The organism is Paenibacillus sp. Y412MC10 (assembly GCF_000024685.1).
GTDB classification, from domain to species: domain Bacteria; phylum Bacillota; class Bacilli; order Paenibacillales; family Paenibacillaceae; genus Paenibacillus_AQ; species Paenibacillus_AQ lautus_A.
In genome coordinates this window covers 5,929,236-5,946,091 of the sequence record NC_013406.1, presented here as the reverse complement: position 1 = coordinate 5,946,091, position 16,856 = coordinate 5,929,236, and the positions used below count along the sequence as shown (strand labels likewise).

17 protein-coding genes and 5 tRNA genes are annotated in these 16,856 nt (G+C 50.4%); 18 read left to right on the top strand and 4 right to left on the bottom strand.

What is annotated here, in order from left to right; all coding sequences use genetic code 11:
- Positions 1–18: 18 nt before the first annotated feature.
- The 9 genes from GYMC10_RS26055 (at position 19) to GYMC10_RS26015 (ending at position 10,343) form a co-directional block, all read left to right on the top strand.
- A complete protein-coding gene (locus tag GYMC10_RS26055) occupies positions 19–1,347 on the top strand; it encodes an alpha/beta hydrolase (RefSeq protein ID WP_015737260.1) in 1,329 nt (442 codons plus the stop codon).
- A 32-nt stretch (positions 1,348–1,379) separates the two neighbouring features.
- Entirely contained in the window at positions 1,380–1,940 is a 561-nt protein-coding gene (locus GYMC10_RS26050) for a GNAT family N-acetyltransferase (protein WP_015737259.1), read from the top strand.
- A 169-nt stretch (positions 1,941–2,109) separates the two neighbouring features.
- Positions 2,110–2,610 carry a winged helix-turn-helix domain-containing protein gene (locus tag GYMC10_RS26045; RefSeq protein ID WP_015737258.1) on the top strand — a complete coding sequence of 167 codons (501 nt, stop codon included), beginning with the start codon at positions 2,110–2,112 and terminating at the stop codon, positions 2,608–2,610.
- Between the two features lie 61 nt (positions 2,611–2,671).
- Positions 2,672–4,000 (top strand): MFS transporter, encoded by a 1,329-nt coding sequence (locus GYMC10_RS26040; RefSeq protein ID WP_015737257.1) that lies wholly within the window; start codon positions 2,672–2,674, stop codon positions 3,998–4,000.
- A gap of 263 nt (positions 4,001–4,263) precedes the next feature.
- Complete coding sequence (locus GYMC10_RS26035; RefSeq protein WP_015737256.1) at positions 4,264–5,376, top strand: outer membrane lipoprotein-sorting protein; 1,113 nt, start codon at positions 4,264–4,266, stop codon at positions 5,374–5,376.
- Between the two features lie 272 nt (positions 5,377–5,648).
- Positions 5,649–6,836: an alanine racemase gene (gene alr, locus GYMC10_RS26030; protein ID WP_015737255.1), complete on the top strand. Its 1,188-nt coding sequence runs from the start codon at positions 5,649–5,651 to the stop codon at positions 6,834–6,836.
- A gap of 226 nt (positions 6,837–7,062) precedes the next feature.
- Positions 7,063–7,344 (top strand): CopG family ribbon-helix-helix protein, encoded by a 282-nt coding sequence (locus GYMC10_RS26025; protein ID WP_028406492.1) that lies wholly within the window; start codon positions 7,063–7,065, stop codon positions 7,342–7,344.
- Between the two features lie 3 nt (positions 7,345–7,347).
- Positions 7,348–7,698, top strand: a complete 351-nt coding sequence (locus GYMC10_RS26020; protein ID WP_006212388.1) for a type II toxin-antitoxin system PemK/MazF family toxin — start codon at positions 7,348–7,350, stop codon at positions 7,696–7,698.
- Positions 7,699–8,120: 422 nt separating this feature from the next.
- The gene (locus GYMC10_RS26015; protein WP_015737253.1) at positions 8,121–10,343 is read left to right on the top strand and encodes a Tex family protein; all 2,223 of its coding nucleotides are present in this window, start codon (positions 8,121–8,123) and stop codon (positions 10,341–10,343) included.
- A 197-nt stretch (positions 10,344–10,540) separates the two neighbouring features.
- On the opposite strand, the gene GYMC10_RS26010 is transcribed toward GYMC10_RS26015, so the two are convergent.
- Complete coding sequence (locus GYMC10_RS26010; protein ID WP_015737252.1) at positions 10,541–11,101, bottom strand: CGNR zinc finger domain-containing protein; 561 nt, start codon at positions 11,099–11,101, stop codon at positions 10,541–10,543.
- 144 nt (positions 11,102–11,245) lie between these two features.
- On the opposite strand from GYMC10_RS26010, the gene GYMC10_RS26005 reads away from it, so the two are divergent.
- The gene (locus GYMC10_RS26005) at positions 11,246–11,716 is read left to right on the top strand and encodes a DinB family protein (RefSeq protein WP_015737251.1); all 471 of its coding nucleotides are present in this window, start codon (positions 11,246–11,248) and stop codon (positions 11,714–11,716) included.
- A 98-nt stretch (positions 11,717–11,814) separates the two neighbouring features.
- On the opposite strand, the gene cmpA is transcribed toward GYMC10_RS26005, so the two are convergent.
- Together cmpA and GYMC10_RS26000 are read right to left on the bottom strand one after the other, a co-directional pair.
- Positions 11,815–11,946: a cortex morphogenetic protein CmpA gene (gene cmpA / locus GYMC10_RS32045; RefSeq protein WP_015737250.1), complete on the bottom strand. Its 132-nt coding sequence runs from the start codon at positions 11,944–11,946 to the stop codon at positions 11,815–11,817.
- Positions 11,947–12,026: 80 nt separating this feature from the next.
- Complete coding sequence (locus GYMC10_RS26000) at positions 12,027–12,377, bottom strand: hypothetical protein (RefSeq protein WP_015737249.1); 351 nt, start codon at positions 12,375–12,377, stop codon at positions 12,027–12,029.
- A gap of 116 nt (positions 12,378–12,493) precedes the next feature.
- Between GYMC10_RS26000 and GYMC10_RS25995 the strand changes: the two genes are divergently transcribed.
- The 3 genes from GYMC10_RS25995 to GYMC10_RS25985 all read left to right on the top strand — a co-directional run bounded on the left by GYMC10_RS25995 (position 12,494) and on the right by GYMC10_RS25985 (position 13,176).
- Positions 12,494–12,982, top strand: coding sequence for a SprT family protein (locus GYMC10_RS25995; RefSeq protein ID WP_186326543.1), 489 nt, complete (start codon positions 12,494–12,496; stop codon positions 12,980–12,982).
- A 26-nt stretch (positions 12,983–13,008) separates the two neighbouring features.
- Positions 13,009–13,084, top strand: a tRNA-Asn gene (locus tag GYMC10_RS25990).
- 3 nt (positions 13,085–13,087) lie between these two features.
- Positions 13,088–13,176: transfer RNA gene (locus tag GYMC10_RS25985), tRNA-Ser, on the top strand.
- Positions 13,177–13,258: 82 nt separating this feature from the next.
- Here the strand turns inward: GYMC10_RS25985 and GYMC10_RS25980 are convergent.
- A protein-coding gene (locus GYMC10_RS25980; protein ID WP_085982514.1) for an IS3 family transposase occupies positions 13,259–14,403 on the bottom strand; the annotation gives its coding sequence in 2 pieces (ribosomal slippage) (positions 13,259–14,109 and positions 14,109–14,403; 1,146 coding nt in all).
- A 398-nt stretch (positions 14,404–14,801) separates the two neighbouring features.
- On the opposite strand from GYMC10_RS25980, the gene GYMC10_RS25970 reads away from it, so the two are divergent.
- The 5 genes from GYMC10_RS25970 (at position 14,802) to GYMC10_RS25950 (ending at position 16,621) form a co-directional block, all read left to right on the top strand.
- Positions 14,802–15,497 (top strand): peptidase E, encoded by a 696-nt coding sequence (locus GYMC10_RS25970; protein WP_015737245.1) that lies wholly within the window; start codon positions 14,802–14,804, stop codon positions 15,495–15,497.
- 116 nt (positions 15,498–15,613) lie between these two features.
- Positions 15,614–15,688: transfer RNA gene (locus GYMC10_RS25965), tRNA-Glu, on the top strand.
- A 72-nt stretch (positions 15,689–15,760) separates the two neighbouring features.
- A tRNA-Lys gene (locus GYMC10_RS25960) sits at positions 15,761–15,836 on the top strand.
- 38 nt (positions 15,837–15,874) lie between these two features.
- Positions 15,875–15,957: transfer RNA gene (locus GYMC10_RS25955), tRNA-Leu, on the top strand.
- 199 nt (positions 15,958–16,156) lie between these two features.
- Positions 16,157–16,621: a KGG domain-containing protein gene (locus GYMC10_RS25950; protein ID WP_015737244.1), complete on the top strand. Its 465-nt coding sequence runs from the start codon at positions 16,157–16,159 to the stop codon at positions 16,619–16,621.
- Positions 16,622–16,856: the final 235 nt, after the last annotated feature.

The window sequence follows — 16,856 nt, the reverse complement described above, 5'->3', positions numbered from 1 at the left end:
TAATCAGGAGGGGTTAGAATGGTCAGTATGTCCTCAAGAATGGTAGAGATCGCAGATTTTCCATCGGTTAGCTTAAGCAATACCCGGAGTTTGTATGTATATCTTCCACCCAGTTATCACGAGAATACGGAGAAGCATTATGCCGTACTCTATATGCATGACGGGCAGCACGTATTTTCAGCGGATGAGCGAGGCGGCTCATGGGATATGCACGTCACCGCGGATCGGCTGGTTTCCGAGGGGCGGATGGAGGAAATTATCATCGTCGGCATCGCCACGGTTCCCCATCAAAGGCTGAACGAGTATTTCCATGACAACCCACGGATGCATCAGGTGTTCGATCCGCCGTTTGCCGGCGAACGGTACGAAACCTTTATCATTGAAGAAGTGATGCCTTATATCAACCAGAATTTTCGAACGTTGAGGGGCCCGGAGCATACGGCTATGATGGGTTCGTCCGCGGGCGGGATCGTCACCTACAACATCGGTTTCCGGAGGCCGGATGTGTTCGGCAGCATTGCGGTCATGTCGCCTTATTTTGTCAGAGCCCAATTCGATGAACGGGGCGAACTGAAGGAACATCCCTTTTATGAAAGATACGGTACGCACCCGAATCTTCGGATTTGGCTGGATATGGGCGGTGCTGAAGGTGTTTTCATGGAAAAATACGCCCGGGAGGAAGCGGAACGCTTGGTTCAGGACGGTTTTGTGCCGGGGGATGATCTCATGCTGTTCCTGGATCCGGGAGCAGCTCACAGCCAAAGCGACTGGGCAGGCAGAGCGCACGCACCGCTGCTGTATTTTTTCGGAAACATTGGTGAACCGGTCTCGATCAAGCTGGATGGCGACGGCGTCGCAGGGGTAAACGGCCCCGTCAAGCAACTGAATCCGGTCATTACATACGACAGCGGATTTGTTCAAACGTTGATGAATGGAACATATCATGTTGAGACTCCGGAATTGCTCACGATACTGCCGGACGGAACGCTAAAGCCTCGAACTCCCGGCAGCACCCGGATTACGCTTCAAATGGGAAGCTTAAGCGCGGATAAAGAGATTACGATCGTTGAAGAACTTCCGGAATTCGTGAAAGTCGCGATTGAGGTGAAGGTACCGCCTGCAACGCCCGTTTCTCCCATGATCTATGCCGGATTTGAGATTCCGTACAGCGGAGAGGGCGTTTACAGGGGAAGCGCGATGGTACCGCATGGTTTGTCTTTTACGTTCAAGGTATCGCGAGGGTTTGGATTGCATGAGAAGATCGGAGATCCCAAAGTGAAACGGCGTTCATTTACGGCAACGTCCGACTTGGAGCTGTTTTACGAGGTTGAGGACTGGGATGTTTAAAAGATGGATTGGCAATTGGAGGTTGAATCAGCATGACCATCAGATCAGCAAGACCACAGGATGCGGGTGCGGCAGCCAGGCTGCTGTATGACGCACTGCACGATGTAGCTCATCGGTTAACGGGGGAAGACAGCGAAGAGAAAGCGCTTGAAGTGCTGGAGCAATATTTTCGGGCGGACGAGGGCAGGCTCAGTTACCGTCAGTCTGCCGTGGAGGAGATCGACGGCGAGGTGGCCGGCATCATCGTTGCTTACGGCGGCGATCAAGCGGCCGAATTGGACCGTCCCATCTTGGATCGGCTGCGGAAGCTGAAGAGCGACCCTACCGTAACGCTGGATCAAGAAGCGGATGAGGATGAGTACTATATTGATACGTTATCCGTTTCCCCGCAATTTGGAGGCAAGGGAATCGGTTCGGCGCTCATACTTCATGCGGAGAACAGGGCGAAGGAGCTTAAGTACCATAAAATTGCCCTCGCCGTGGTGACGGACAATCATCGTGCCCATTCCTTGTACGACCGAAAAGGATATAAAACGGATAAGGACATCATGATTAACGGGCATGTTTATCATCATATGGTCAAGCCCGTGTAGAAAAAAATAAACAATTAATAAACCGCCTATTTACAAATGGTAATAGGTGGTTTATTATTGTGACATACCGATCTAGAAAATTAGATTGATAAACTAAATTAGATCAAACGAAAATAATCGTATGAATAACAAGTTTAGAATGAATAATTCAATTAGAATGGAGAGCTGCATGATGGATCATGATCAAAATCAAAGCATCGAAATATCGGTGGAACAAGCGAAGCTGCTTGGCAGCGCCCAGCGGGTGAAAATTCTCGGAACCATGCTGGATACGGCCAAAACCTCCAAGCAAGTCGCGGATGAATTGGGAGATTCGCCGGGAAGCATCCACTATCATATCCAGAAGTTATATGACGGCGGACTGATAGATTTGGTGGAGACCCGAACGGTCGGCGGCATCGTTGAGAAATATTATAAATCCAAAGCGAAGTGGTTTAACACCAAGGGAACGCAAACGATGGACCCGGTTCTTGCCGAAGATTACGACGCGGCGACCCGAACCCGAATTAGCTTGAGGCTGCAGCTGAACGCCGACCAATATGAAGAGATGACAAAGGAATTCAAGGAACTGCTCGAAAAATGGGTGAATAAGACCATCGCGACCAAAGGGGAAGACAGCAAGGAGTATGCCGTTGGGATCAATGTAGTTTCGACGGAAACGTCCAAATAGGAAGGGGCCTCACAGCCTCTTCTCCTAAACGATAAAATTTAAAATAAGGGAGTGTTTCTCTGTGGACATTTTAAAGAATCGCAATTTTCTGCTGTTGTTCATTGGCCGAATCCTTACGAATATCGGTGACAGCCTGTATGCTGTAGCCGCCATGTGGCTGGTATACGATCTGGGAGGTTCGACGCTGTATACAGGGCTTGCCGGCCTCCTCTCGATTCTCCCCCGGATCATTCAATTGTTATCCGGCCCGATGATCGACCGCGTTCCCATACGGGGGCTTCTGGTGTACACCCAGTTCATTCAAGCGCTTCTTCTGTTGATCGTTCCGCTTGCATTTTATTTCGACTTTCTGACGGTCGGCCTTGTACTGGCGATTACACCGATTCTATCGACGTTGAATATGTGGGTATATCCGGCCCAAATGTCGGCCCTTCCTAAAATTCTCGAAAAGAAGCAGCTGACGCAAGGCAACTCGCTGTTCTCCCTGGCCTACCAAGGCATCGATGTCGCTTGCAATGCCATATCCGGTGTATTGATTGTCGTGCTGGGCGCAGTATCCCTTTACTTATGGAATTCCATTGGATTTTTCGTCGGAGCTTTGTTATTTGCGCAATTGAAAATCAAGAAGTCCACCAATACTTCTGATAACAACGATAATAAAACAACGGTTAAAGAGTCGGTTACTTCAAAAACGATGCAAAAGGCTCTCGGCGATTATTGGACCGACATGAAAGAAGGTCTCCGTTACATCCTGGCAACCCCGCTCGCACGGGTACAGATGGGGATTATCGTCATCAATGCCGCAGGCGGCGCTACCTTCACGGTTATGCCTGCGTTCGCCGACAGCCTCGGCGGAGCCGGCGTGTACGGAATCTTGCTCATGGCCCAGGCTTGCGGAAGCTTGCTGGGAGCGATCCTGGCTCCGTATTTGAAGCTGGAGCGCCTGCCGCTTGGATATCTTTTTGCCGGAGCGTTTTGTTTATCGGGTGCTGCCTGGTGCCTCAGCGTGTTCACCCCTTGGACCTGGCTTGTCGTTTTGGTGTACGGCCTGGCATGGTTTCCGGGAGGCATTACGAACGTCATCATCAATTCGGTCATTCAGAAGGCGATACCCGAGAAAAGATTGGGCACGGTGTTCGCGGCAGCAAGCGGACTCAGCGGAATTGCCATGCCGCTTGGCAGCCTGATTGGAGGTGCCCTTGGCGTGGTTGCGGCAAGCTCCTCCGTTATCGCGGGATGCGGAATCGCCGTGTTCTGCGTAGGAATCTTCTGGGTCTTCGACTCGACCACCCGCAGCCTTCCGTCACCTGACCAAGTGGACGAGGAATGGTTCGCGCCTTATACGAATGCATCGCCTGAGAAGTCCGTCTCGTTGCATGCTGCCCATTAAGATGGCTGACTTGGATGAGGTTGATGCTTGTTGAAGAATAAGTCTCGGATAGGGAAACCCATGCTGCAATTTCAATAACGAGCCCCGGATGAATCGGCGATCGAATGGATTCATCCTGGCTCGTTTTTTACGCATTGACCGATCTTAAGCCCGCGCCGCAGTCCGCTGTAATCATGCTTGTCAGGCTAGTCTGCATAATGTGACCAAGTCCCTCATAGACATGTATCAATCAAGTCAAAACAAGTGTTGAAGGGGATGATGACATGCGCCGGATTTCATGGGTGCTGCTCGCGGTAGTATTATGCTTAACAACAATACTGGCGGGATGCGGGAAGAAAAATGCAGACAGCGTTGTGAAGGATCTGGGCAAGGTGGCTGATAAGCTGGAAAGTGCCAAGGGCGCTTACCAGGGAGCGGGCGTTATGACCATACATACCGGTTCGGCGCCGCAGGAGTATCAGGTTGAGGTATGGTACCAATCTCCATCTTACTATCGGATCAGCTTAACCAACGGGCAAAAGGATATTACGCAAATCGTGCTTCGCAACGATGACGGCGTGTTCGTACTGACGCCAAGCTTAAATAAGAGCTTCCGCTTCAAGAGCGACTGGCCGGATAATCAGGGGCAGGTATATCTGTATCAAACGCTGCTTAGCAGCATTCTGAGCGACAATACGCGCCAGTTTGCCGAGGACAAGGACAGCTACGTGTTTGATGTAGCCGCCAACTACCACAGTCATTCCTTGATTCGTCAGAAGATCTGGCTCGCCAAGGACAACTACACGCCGAAACAGGTACAAGTATCGGATTCGGAAGCCAATGTCGTCGTTGAAGTGAAGTTCAATACCTTTACATTCGATACGAACCTAACCAAGGATTCGTTTGATACCAACAAGAATCTGAGTGCCATGAACGATGCGAAGGGGACGATTGCGGAAGTGGACGAGAACGGGGTACCGGTGGCTTCCACTACGGAGGGGAACGGCGCTCAGGGAACCGAGGGCATGACGGAAACGGCTGCCGGCGGCGACATGGGATCCTTCGGCATCATCTATCCGGAATATGTGCCTGCAGGGGTTACGAACAAGGACACCATGGAAGTTCCGGAGAGCAAGGACCATGCGGTTATTCTGAAGTACGACGGCGTATACCAATACACGATCATGGAATCCAGACCGTCGGATCGTGCGGTTTCACTCGTTCCGGGCGAAGCGGTGTATATTGATTTCACGACGGTCGGCCTGCTCACCGGCGATCAGCAAAGAACGCTGACTTGGAGTTCGGAAGGCGTGGAATACCGGATCACGAGCGCTAATCTGCCAGTCGAAGAAATGAAGAAAGTCGCTGCTTCCATGCAGGGAGAATCGGGTAAATAATACGAAGTAGGCGGATACCAAGCATTGAAGGAGGGCAATCTTCCGACAATGAGGCCATTCGCCTATTTTCTCCAAATAAAGGAATTAGGGCAGGGGACTTCATCGATATTTTGCAGATATTCCGACGTTTCACCAAGTTTCGCCGTCCGGATGGAACCACGAGCTCCATAAATAAGCAGTTTGTCTCAATTGACAGTTGCTCCCGGGAACATTACCATTAATCTATTGTAAAGCATAATGCTTTTTTCAAAATGGTAAGAAGGTGACTGGAATTGCAAGCGATATATCGACCTACCCTGGCGGAAATCAACCTGGACCATCTGCGCGCCAACTATAACGCTTTTCGTGAGGCGCTGCCGGATCACATGAAATTGCTTGCTTGTGTGAAGGCGAACGCCTATGGTCACGGAGCCGTAGAAGTGGCACGCGAACTTCAGCAACTGGGTGCGGCATACTTAAGCGTGGCTTTCCTTGATGAAGCGATTGAACTTCGGCAAGGCGGCATCTCTGTCCCGATCCTGGTGCTCGGTTATACCCCACCGGAGGCTGTAGGGATCGCTTACGAGTATGATGTAACCATAACCCTGTTCAGTTCGGAAGTGCTCCAAGCGATAAAGGCACTGCCGGTCAAGCCGGAGAAGCCGCTTAAGGTACACATCAAGATTGACAGCGGAATGGGTCGTTTGGGCCTGCTTCCCGGCGAAGATGCGATTTCTTTTATAGAAGAAGCGTTTTCGCTGCCTCAGGTTGTGGTCGAAGGAATGTTTACCCATTTTGCAAGAGCGGATGAAGAGAACAAAGACTATACGTTGGGACAGTATCGCCGTTTCCAGGGCGTTGCGGACGCTCTTCGGGATAAGGATTACCATATCCCGATCATACATACGGGCAACAGCGCTGCTGCGATCGATACACCTGAACTATCCTATAATATGGTTCGTGTCGGCATCGGCTTGTACGGACTATATCCTTCGGACGAGGTGAATCGAAAGACAGTGAGCCTCCGCCCTGTCATGACGCTAAAGACAAAGCTTGTCTACGTCAAAAATTTACCTCCGCATTCCGGCATCAGCTATGGGACGAAGTATGTAACGGAGCAGGAAGAACGAATTGGAACCCTTCCCATCGGTTATGCCGATGGCTTCTCTCGTATGCTGAGCGGTAAAGCGGAAGTGCTGATACGCGGCCGCCGCGTCCCTGTAGTCGGAAATATCTGTATGGACCAATGTATGGTATCGCTCAAATCTTTCGCCGAGGAGGCGGAACAAATCAAAGCTGGTGAAGAGGTTGTACTCATCGGCCAGCAATCTGGCGAATGCATTACGGCAGATGAGCTGGCAGCCAAGCTGGGGACGATCCACTATGAGGTCGTCTGCATGATTGCCCACCGGGTACCGCGCCTATATATACGCGATGATATACCGGTAAAGACCGTAAACGCGCTCTGGAACAACCTTTAAAAAAGCATGTCGCCATAAGTTATTTATTCAGGAAAGAAGGAATACGTACAGATCTTCCCGAATTAGGAATATGTCGTTTAAGTCTGTACGAAAGTGTCGATTGTAGTTTATAATGATATGCAGCATACTTGATATACCTTCGGCATATATATTCTTTTGTATAATTTTCCTTGAATAATGTAATACTGGTGCACAGGGCGAGAAGGTTGTGGGGGTGTAATAGAAGGTGGCCAATATGCAGAACACCAAACGAATCATGATCAGTTTACCGGATCATCTTTTGCAGGAAGTGGACGGGATCGCTCAGCTGGAAAATTCCAACCGCAGTGAGCTTATTAGGCAGGCCATGAAGTTGTACCTGAATGAACGGAAGAAACGTTACATTCGTGAATCCATGCAGCGGGGTTATATGGAAATGGCCAAAATCAACCTGACCATGGCTTCTGAGGCGTTTCACGCGGAGGAAGATGCAGACAACACTCTAGACCGCTTAGTAAGCGGGGTGTAGACAGTGATCGTTAAACGGGGCGACGTATTTTTTGCGGATTTATCACCTGTTGTCGGTTCTGAGCAAGGCGGCGTAAGGCCGGTCCTTGTGATTCAGAACGATATCGGCAACCGGTTTAGTCCGACTGTGATTGTTGCAGCCATTACGGCACAGATTCAAAAAGCCAAGCTGCCGACTCACGTCGAAATCGACGCGGCGTCGCATGGATTTGACCGGGATTCCGTCATTTTGCTAGAGCAGATCCGGACGATTGATAAGCAGCGGCTAACCGACAAAATCACCCATCTTGATGATGAAATGATGAGCAAGGTGGATGATTCCCTGCAAATAAGTCTGGGCTTGATTGATTTTTGATTCAATCCAAGCGTTGCATGTTCCACATAGAACGGTTACGGCCAAAAAACCCTCAAGGAATAACTCCTTGGGGGTTTTTATGTGGAGGCGAGGCGCGTTTATCCCTTAGGGCGATCGATTACGCGTTTGTAGGTATGAGCACGTATGCCGTCGTGACCGCTGCTGCAATGAACAGTAGGCAGACAACGGACCAGGCAATCGCATGTTTGTCATTCATCGAAGGTGACCTCCCGATCGTAATGGAGTGTGGATATCCGGCAGCAGCATGTTCGTAGTAACAGAATATAAGCCGAAACTTAAAATCAGATGAATTGGACATTAAATGCAGCTTAAAGCCTTGCGAAGTGAGCGATGTAGTGGAAATGAGCGCTTAAGTTTGGGATAATAGCAAATATAGTTTCATTGAAGAAAGAGGGATATCATTGTCTGAATTAGAAGCTGTTGTGGAAGTAAATGAAGAACAGATTCGCAAGGAAGAATCGAAACGGATCGTGAAGCAGATCGCGAAGGAGCTTCAATTGTCCGAGAAACAGGTGCGCACGACCGTTGAACTTCTGGATGAGGGCAATACCATACCGTTTATTGCGCGTTACCGTAAAGAAATGACAGGCGAACTGGATGAGAACCAATTGCGTGATATCGAGGAGCGGACAGGCTATTTGCGCAATTTGGAGGTCCGTAAGCGGGAAGTCATCCGCATCATAGAAGAGCAAGGCAAGCTGACGGAAGAACTGAAAGCATCGATTACGGCGGCCGTGAAGCTGCAGGAGGTGGAAGATCTCTACCGTCCGTATAAGCAAAAACGAAAGACGCGGGCGAGTGTCGCCAAGGAAAAGGGACTCGAACCGCTGTCGGAGTGGATCTGGTCGCAGCCGAAGCAGGCCGATGCGATGGTGGAGGCTGCGAAATATATCGATGAGGAGAAAGGCGTGGCTTCGGCGGAAGAGGCCCTCCAAGGCGCGATGGATATATTGGCGGAGAACATTGCCGATGATGCAGCCGTTCGTTCCTGGGTACGCCGGTTCAGCCTGGATCATGGCATTTTGACGTCGGAGGCGAAGGATACCGAAGCGGAATCCGTGTACGAGAACTATTACAATTACCGGGAATTGGCGAAGAAAATGCCGCCGCATCGGATACTGGCCATTAACCGGGGCGAACGCGAGAACATATTAAAGGTGGGGCTGGAGGTTCCTTCCGAATCCATACACGGGTATATCGGAAAGCAGGTGCTTAAAGGGCCCTCGGCCGTGACGGACATTCTGACGGCGGTGATCGAGGACTCCTACAAGCGCCTCATAGCCCCATCGATAGAGCGCGAGGTGCGCGGGGAGTTGACGGAAAAAGGGGAGAACCAGGCGATCTCCATCTTTGCGGGGAATCTGCGCAGCTTGCTGCTGCAGCCGCCGGTGAAGGGGCGCCGCGTGCTGGGCGTCGATCCGGCTTACCGTACCGGATGTAAGCTTGCTGTAGTCGATGACACGGGCAAGCTGCTGGAGGTAGCCGTCACGTATCCGACGCCGCCGGCCAACAAGAGGCGGGAGGCTGCCGCGAAGTTCAAGGAGCTGATAGCGAAATACGGAATCAAGCTCATTGTCATCGGGAACGGTACGGCATCCCGCGAAACGGAGCAGTTCGTAGCGGAAGAAGTCATTGCGGAGCTCGCCGACCCTGAGCTTGCTTACCTCATCGTTAACGAAGCCGGGGCAAGCGTGTATTCGGCCTCGAAGCTGGCGCAGGAAGAATTCCCGGATCTGGATGTGGCCGAGCGCAGCGCGGCCTCTATTGCACGCCGCGTGCAGGATCCGCTGGCCGAGTTGGTGAAGATCGATCCGAAGTCGATCGGCGTGGGCCAATATCAGCATGACGTAACCCAGAAACATCTGGAGGAAAGCTTGAAAGCCGTCGTGGAGTCCGCGGTGAACCATGTCGGGGTGGACGTGAATACGGCATCGCCATCGCTGCTCTCTTATGTGGCCGGCATCAATGCAACCATTGCGAAAAATATCGTGAAGTACCGGGAAGAGAACGGGAAATTTGTCAGCCGGAAGCAGCTCCAGAAGGTTCCGCGTCTCGGTGCCAAGACCTATGAGCAGTGCGTGGGTTTCATGCGGATTTCGGAAGGCGAGAACATCCTGGATCGTACTCCGATTCACCCGGAATCCTATGCGGTGGTTGACCGTTTGTTCCAGGAGCTCCAGGTTGGCCTGGACAAGCTGGGAAGCAAGGAGCTGGCTGAGCTGCTGGATGCCCAGCAACCGGAGAGCCTGGCCGTGAAGCTTGAGGTGGGCGTGCCGACGCTTCGCGATATTCTGGACAGCCTGCAGCGTCCGGGACGCGATCCGCGGGAGGAACTGCCGCTGCCGATTTTCCGCCAGGACGTGCTGAAGATCGAGGATCTTGTGCCGGGAATGGAGCTTCAGGGAACGGTACGCAATGTCATCGATTTCGGAGCCTTTGTCGATATCGGCATCAAGAGCGACGGCCTGGTGCATATCTCCCAGCTGAGCGATGGATTTGTTAAACATCCGATGGATGTCGTCTCCGTTGGGGATAATGTTACCGTGTGGGTGCTGAACGTGGATTTGAAGAAGGGGCGCGTCGGATTGACGATGCGCAAGCCGAAAGACCAAGGATCGAACTAAAATGAGCTAAAAAAGAGCCGTATTCTCCTTCTGGGAGAAACGGCTCTTTTTTTGGGTTCTTTTTCTCATCATTGGCTGGGTCGACTGCGAATAGAGTTTATTCTGGAGGAAGGTTTAGTCATGACTCAGTTTTAGAAGCAGGACGTTTTTATCGTAAGCATGTATGTTGCAATATACTGCCCAGCTTAAACGCACGCCTATTTCCCGGGCTCTGACTGCTGCTTTTTCTTCGCCCGAAAGCGTCTGACCTTCATCAGATTGCCGCACATTTTATCGTCGCAATAACGTTTGGAGCGGTTTCGCGTATCGTCGTAATACACCCAGAGGCAATCCGGATTGGTGCAGATGCGAAATCGGGACAGCTCGCCTTGCTCGATGGCTTGCGCAAAGGAGCCGGCGATCTCGGCAGCGGCTGCTTGCAGGCCTGGATTTTGCGGTATATAAGAAAGTACCCCTTTTTGATCCTCTTCGATCTTGAGCTGCCGAATGACCGGCCCTGTCGCCATCCAGCGGTTCAATTCCTCTACTTGCTGGCGGGAAGGTAGGGTACCTGCAACGATGCGCTGAACGCATAATCGCAGGAAGGATCGGAGCTGCCGGAGAAGTTCCAGTTCATCCGAAGTCAGCGGAACGGCGACGTGGAGCTCATGCTCGCTAATAAATTCAGTGAGCCAATCCTCCCGGGCGAGCCGGTCCACGGATCGGCCGCTGCCTCTCCAGTCATGCCATTCGCTGTTTATAAAATCATCCCATAACATGAAGCTCATCCTTTCTTGTCTCATCATTGTAACAAGTAAATATATATGTTGCTAGTTACTTGTATTGGGATCTGAAGTGTGTTAGTTTTTATGTAACGCTCTATTTTATTTATGGTAGTTACATTCAAAGCGGAGGCGATGGACATGAACATGAAGGAATTGCTGCTGCAAAACTGGAATTATGCGATGGATCAGGAGGATTGGTATCCTCCGATTCTACCGGCGCTGAAGGAGGTTACGCTCGAGCAGGCATTGTGGAAGCCGGAAGGGGAGGCGGCGAATTCCATTTGGGAGAACGTGCAGCATTTGCTGTATTATAAGGAGCGTTTGCTCGGCAGATTGGAAGGGAGACCGCTTCATAATGAAGGGATAGGAAACGACGAGACGTTTCTGATCCATGACACCAGTGAGGAGGCCTGGGATACGGCCCGGAAGCAGCTTCAGGAGGTTCATGCAACATTAAGACAGAAGTTCGAGGGGATGACGGAAGCCGAGATCGAAGAATCGCCGCAGCGGATACTCAGCTTAATCATGCATGACGCCTATCATACGGGGCAAATCGTTTTTATTCGGAAGCTTCAGGGCTCCTGGCCAGCTAGACGAAGCGAATTATAGGAGCGGATTCGACGGATGCAGTCCACCTATTACCATGCAAAAATAAGCCGGACAGAGCGTCCGGCTTATTGTCAAACCTTATGGATCGATTGCAGGCCCTAACGGGCATTCGAATTTTCTTCACCCGGGGAATTCCGGTAAAAGTACCAGCATTCGTTCAGCAGCTTGATCTGACGTCTGTCCTTCTTGCGGAAAGCGCGTGTCAACTGATTGCAGAGCCATTGCGGCAAGGGTATCTCCTCCTCTTGCTATTTCCATCTGTATGGATAGCATATGGGGAAAATGCCCAAAGCGTGCAGGTCTACCTCGATTATTGCGCTTCTTCCTCGTACCATTGCTCGAGCTGAGCTTGAAGGGCCCGAATTTCGGTAAGCAGCGAGATGAGCGGATATTCCTTTTCGTTCAGGGAAGCAAAGGCCTGCTCAAGCTCATTTATGTATTCAAGACCACCCTGAATGCTCAGCGATTCCTGCATCAAATCCAAATGGTCGCATTCGGCTACGGCAAGAGGCAGCTGAGGTTTGCCTGCTGCGGTGAGTTTATCGATTTCCTTGTTCAGGCGTAAATTCAGGGCACTGAGCTGGTAAGCATAGTCACTGGGCATTTCGACAAAGAACAGCTCGTCCTGACCCTTTAAAATAACGTAGCGCATGTTCGGCATGATTGCAGGTTCTCCCTCCATACTTTCTACTTGACAGTGTAGCCCAGAGAGAAGTTAAAATTCAAGTAGCATTTATCAGGGCAAAGGAAGGATCAGACATAGTGACAACGAACGAGATGAGTAATGAGGAGCTGCAGGCCTGGGTCGAGAAAATCTCGCTGGAGAGCTTTCGGGTTCCGTTCAGGCATCAGGCTACGTTTAACCGGCGATTGTCCTCGACCGGCGGCCGCTATTTCATGAAAAGCCATCATATCGAGATCAATCCGCATCAGCTGGCCACGCACGGCAGGGAAGAGGTGGAGAAGATCATCAAGCATGAGCTGTGCCATTATCATCTCCACATTGCGGGCAGGGGATATCGCCATCGCGATGCCGATTTCAAGAAACTGCTGCAGGCCGTTGGTGGAAGCCGTTTCTGCAAATCGTTGCCGAAGGGCAAGGCGGCGGGCCGACGTCAACCGGAACCGTACCGATACATGCTTCGCTGCGGCGACTGCGGGACGGAATACCTGCGTAAACGGAAGATGGATCCGGCCCGGTATCGGTGCGGAAAGTGCGGCGGGCGTCTAACGCTTCTGAAGCTTGACTCCCCTAAGAAGTCATGATAAATTATTAGTATTCAACTTCACGTTCCCTGATAGCTCAGTTGGTAGAGCACTCGACTGTTAATCGAGTTGTCACAGGTTCGAGTCCTGTTCGGGGAGCCATATGGAGAGATACCCAAGTGGCTATAAGGGGACCCTCTGCTAAGGGGTTAGACTGCGTAAGCGGTGCGAGGGTTCGAATCCCTCTCTCTCCGTTGTATTACATCGAAGAAAGCTCCCATCACCAAGTGGGACTGCCCCCCGTTTGTGAGACAGGGATCAAAACACCTTGCAAGTTTAAGCAGCCAGTTGCCGGAAATGAACCGGTGACTGGTTGTTTAGTTTTGTTTGAATGCGAATTGAGTTATAGTAAGTAATGTAGTCTCGAACGGTCTGCTCGACGATTGCCGTCGTCGTACAGGTTAAACCTTCGAGATAGAACGTTTCAGACTTTAGCGTGGAATGAAACGATTCGATGGGGGCATTATCAGCGGGCGTACCCTTGCGGGACATGCTCATGGTAATGCCTTTTCCCTTTACAGCTTCTTGATAGGCCTGAGAGGTGTAGACGCTGCCTTGGTCGCTATGGAGCATGGTGCCCGACAGGGTGGGCAGTTGAGCCAACGTGTCCAGGACAAACTCAGTGTCTTGCTTGTCAGATATACTGTATGCCACAATCTCTCCGTTAAACAAGTCCAAGATGCTCGACAGGTATAACGTTTTTCCGCCAAACGGCAAATACGTAATGTCTGTTACGAGTTTTTGCATAGGGGCATCGGCCTCAAACTGACGCTTTAACAAGTGTTCTGCGATGTAAGCTGGCTGCCCTGTAGGTTTGCGTTTCTTCACTCTGACACGACATTGGAGCCCCTCTCGCTGCATAATACGCTGCACACGTTTGTGATTTATACTTTGCTCTGTTCGGAGGAGCGCGGTGATCTTCCGGTAACCATACCGAAATTTATGATGAATGCAAAGTTCTCGGATTTTCTCCACCGTTGGTTCTGGACCTTTTGCTTCCACAGTTGCTTTCCAGCGATAATAGGTTGCTCTTGCAATCCCAAGCCATGCACAAGCTTGCGTCACCGTGACTTCTTCTCGAATGGACTCGATCCAAGCAACGACGACCTCGGGTTTCACCTCCTTTCTAACTCCGTGTACTTTTTTAGCAGGTCCAATTGCTGCTTTAAAAATCGGTTTTCTGCCTGTAGTTTTTCTAACTCTGAAGAGTATTCTGGCCCCTTCCCGTAGCTATATTGCTTACCCACAGGCTGCTCCAGCCGATGTACGTCACCTTCTCGATACCACTTCATCCACACCTTTAGCTGTGTCTTATTCCGTATCCCGAGTTGCTCCATGACCTCTCTAACCGGAACTCCTTCTAATCTCATTTCAATAGCTTTCATCTTAAGTTCGAATGGGTAGCTAACTCTTGTTGCCAACGCAAAAACACCTCCAAGGTTATCTCCATATCTTACGACATGGTTTAGTTCTCTTGAAGGTGTTTTAATTTGTCTCACGCTTTGGGGTCAGTCCCAAGTGATCGGGAGCTTTCTTTGCATAGGGATGAGAACCCTGATAGGGTTCGTCGGAGCTTAATCAGCGTTAGGGATACTTCTCAGTCTCGACCGAAGGGAGAGTATCCCTCTCTCTTTCGCTTTAGCATGACATCGAAGAAAGCTCCCATCACTAAGTGATCGGGAGCTTTTTTTGCATAGGGATGAGAACCCTGGATAGGGTTCGTCGGAGCATAATCAGCGTTAGGATACTTCGCAGTCTCGACCGAAGGGAGAGTATCCCTCTCTCTTTCGCTTTAGCATGAATGGGGGAATAGAGCTCAATGAAACAGATTATTGCAATGGGTGGCGGCGGCTTTTCGATGGAACCTGATAATTTGCTGCTGGATCGCTATGTTTTGGCACAAGTATCGAAAGAAATGCCTGAAGTGTGTTTTGTTCCGACGGCAAGCGGGGATGCGGATGGGTATGTTGAACGTTTCTATCATGCTTTCCGGACACTGCCGTGTATTCCCAGTCATCTGTCGCTGTTCCAGCCGAACTTTGCTGATCTTCGGTCTTTTGTACTCGAGAAGGATATCATTTATGTTGGCGGGGGCAATACCCGGAATATGCTGGTCTTGTGGAAGGAATGGGGCCTGGATCAGATACTCAAAGAGGCGTATGAACAGGGTGTCATTTTAACCGGGTTAAGCGCTGGCTCCATTTGCTGGTTTGAGCAAGGGGTGACGGACCCGTTGAACGGGCCTTTATACAAGCTTGAGGGTTTGGGTATATTACAAGGCAGTCATTGTCCGCATTATGATGGAGAGAGCAAAAGAAGACCCGCCTATCACAAACTCGTGCTTCAAGGTGAAGCAAAAGCAGGATATGCTGCTGATGACGGGGTTGCATTGCATTTTATGGATGGACGGTTGCATCGAATCGTAAGCTCAAGGGAAAACGCACATGCATACCATGTGAAGCGTAAAGGAAATAGCGTTCAAGAAGGGAAGTTGACACCTGGTTTTTTAGGCTGATTTATGGGCCGAAAAAGCTAAATAAATAAATTTGAAAATTCGCGAAAAAAAAGCTTGCCAGCATTTTTAAATTTATGCTATACTCAATCTTGTCGTCACGGCGACGTGGTTAAAGTGGCCCGTTGGTCAAGGGGTTAAGACACCTCCCTTTCACGGAGGTAACAGGGGTTCGAATCCCCTACGGGTCACCACTTTCTATATAACCTCGGGATGAGAAACCCGAGTAACCACTTTCTATATGGCAGCCGCACGATTGTCATCGAGAGCCATTAGCTCAGTTGGTAGAGCACCTGACTTTTAATCAGGGTGTCGAAGGTTCGAGTCCTTCATGGCTCACCATTTTTACTAAGCACGAAGAGATGTATCCCTTATATTATGCGGTAGTGGTGGAATGGCAGACACGCTATCTTGAGGGGGTAGTGGGTGTATACCCGTGGAGGTTCGAGTCCTCTCTACCGCATACCATGTTGAAGAAGAAGCTTCACGCATAGCGTGGAGCTTTTTTATTTATATATCAGGATTTCCATAGAGATTATCCATATTTTAGATATTTTTCATTGCGCGTTTATGCAAAACCGGTGTTTCATCTCTGGTCAAGAGGTTAATATCATATCGTGGACGAGCAACAACTTCCAAAAACCTATAAGGAGTGATTCAGAATGGCTAATAACAATAATGGAAAGATGAGCCGTGAAGAAGCAGGACGTTTAGGTGGAGAAGCAACAGCGAACAACCATGATAAAGAGTTTTACCAAGAGATCGGACGGAAGGGCGGCGAAGCGACGTCCCGCTCCCATGACAAAGAATTTTATCAGGAAATCGGCAAAAAAGGCGGAGACTCCACGTCAAACTCCCATGATAAGGAGTTTTATCAAGAGATTGGCCAGAAGGGCGGCGAAGCGACTTCCGACTCCCATGGCAGGGAGTTCTATGAGGAAATCGGCCGCAAAGGCGGCGAGGCTACCTCGGATTCCCATGGTCGCGAGTTCTACCAAGAAATTGGACAGCAGGGCGGCGAAGCCAGAAACGGCAGCGGCAGCAACGGGGATGGCAAGATGAGCCGTGAAGAAGCGGGCCGCAAAGGCGGCGAGGCTAGAGCCCGGCAGCGCCAACGGGGAAATTAATGAAAATTCAGCGGATGTAAGAAGAGACTCCCCTTGGAGGGGGTTGAAACTCTCTCATTCAAAAGATCCGCCTTCAGACACACTTGTAAATAGCAGCAGCCATGACTCCTTTTAGGGAGACATGGCTGCTTTCTTTTTTAGCCTGACTATCATGGCGCATTATGGGAAAGACGAAGAACGTGCTGGACATTTGATACGGTGTATGATAATTATATGATAATGATAACCATTCTCA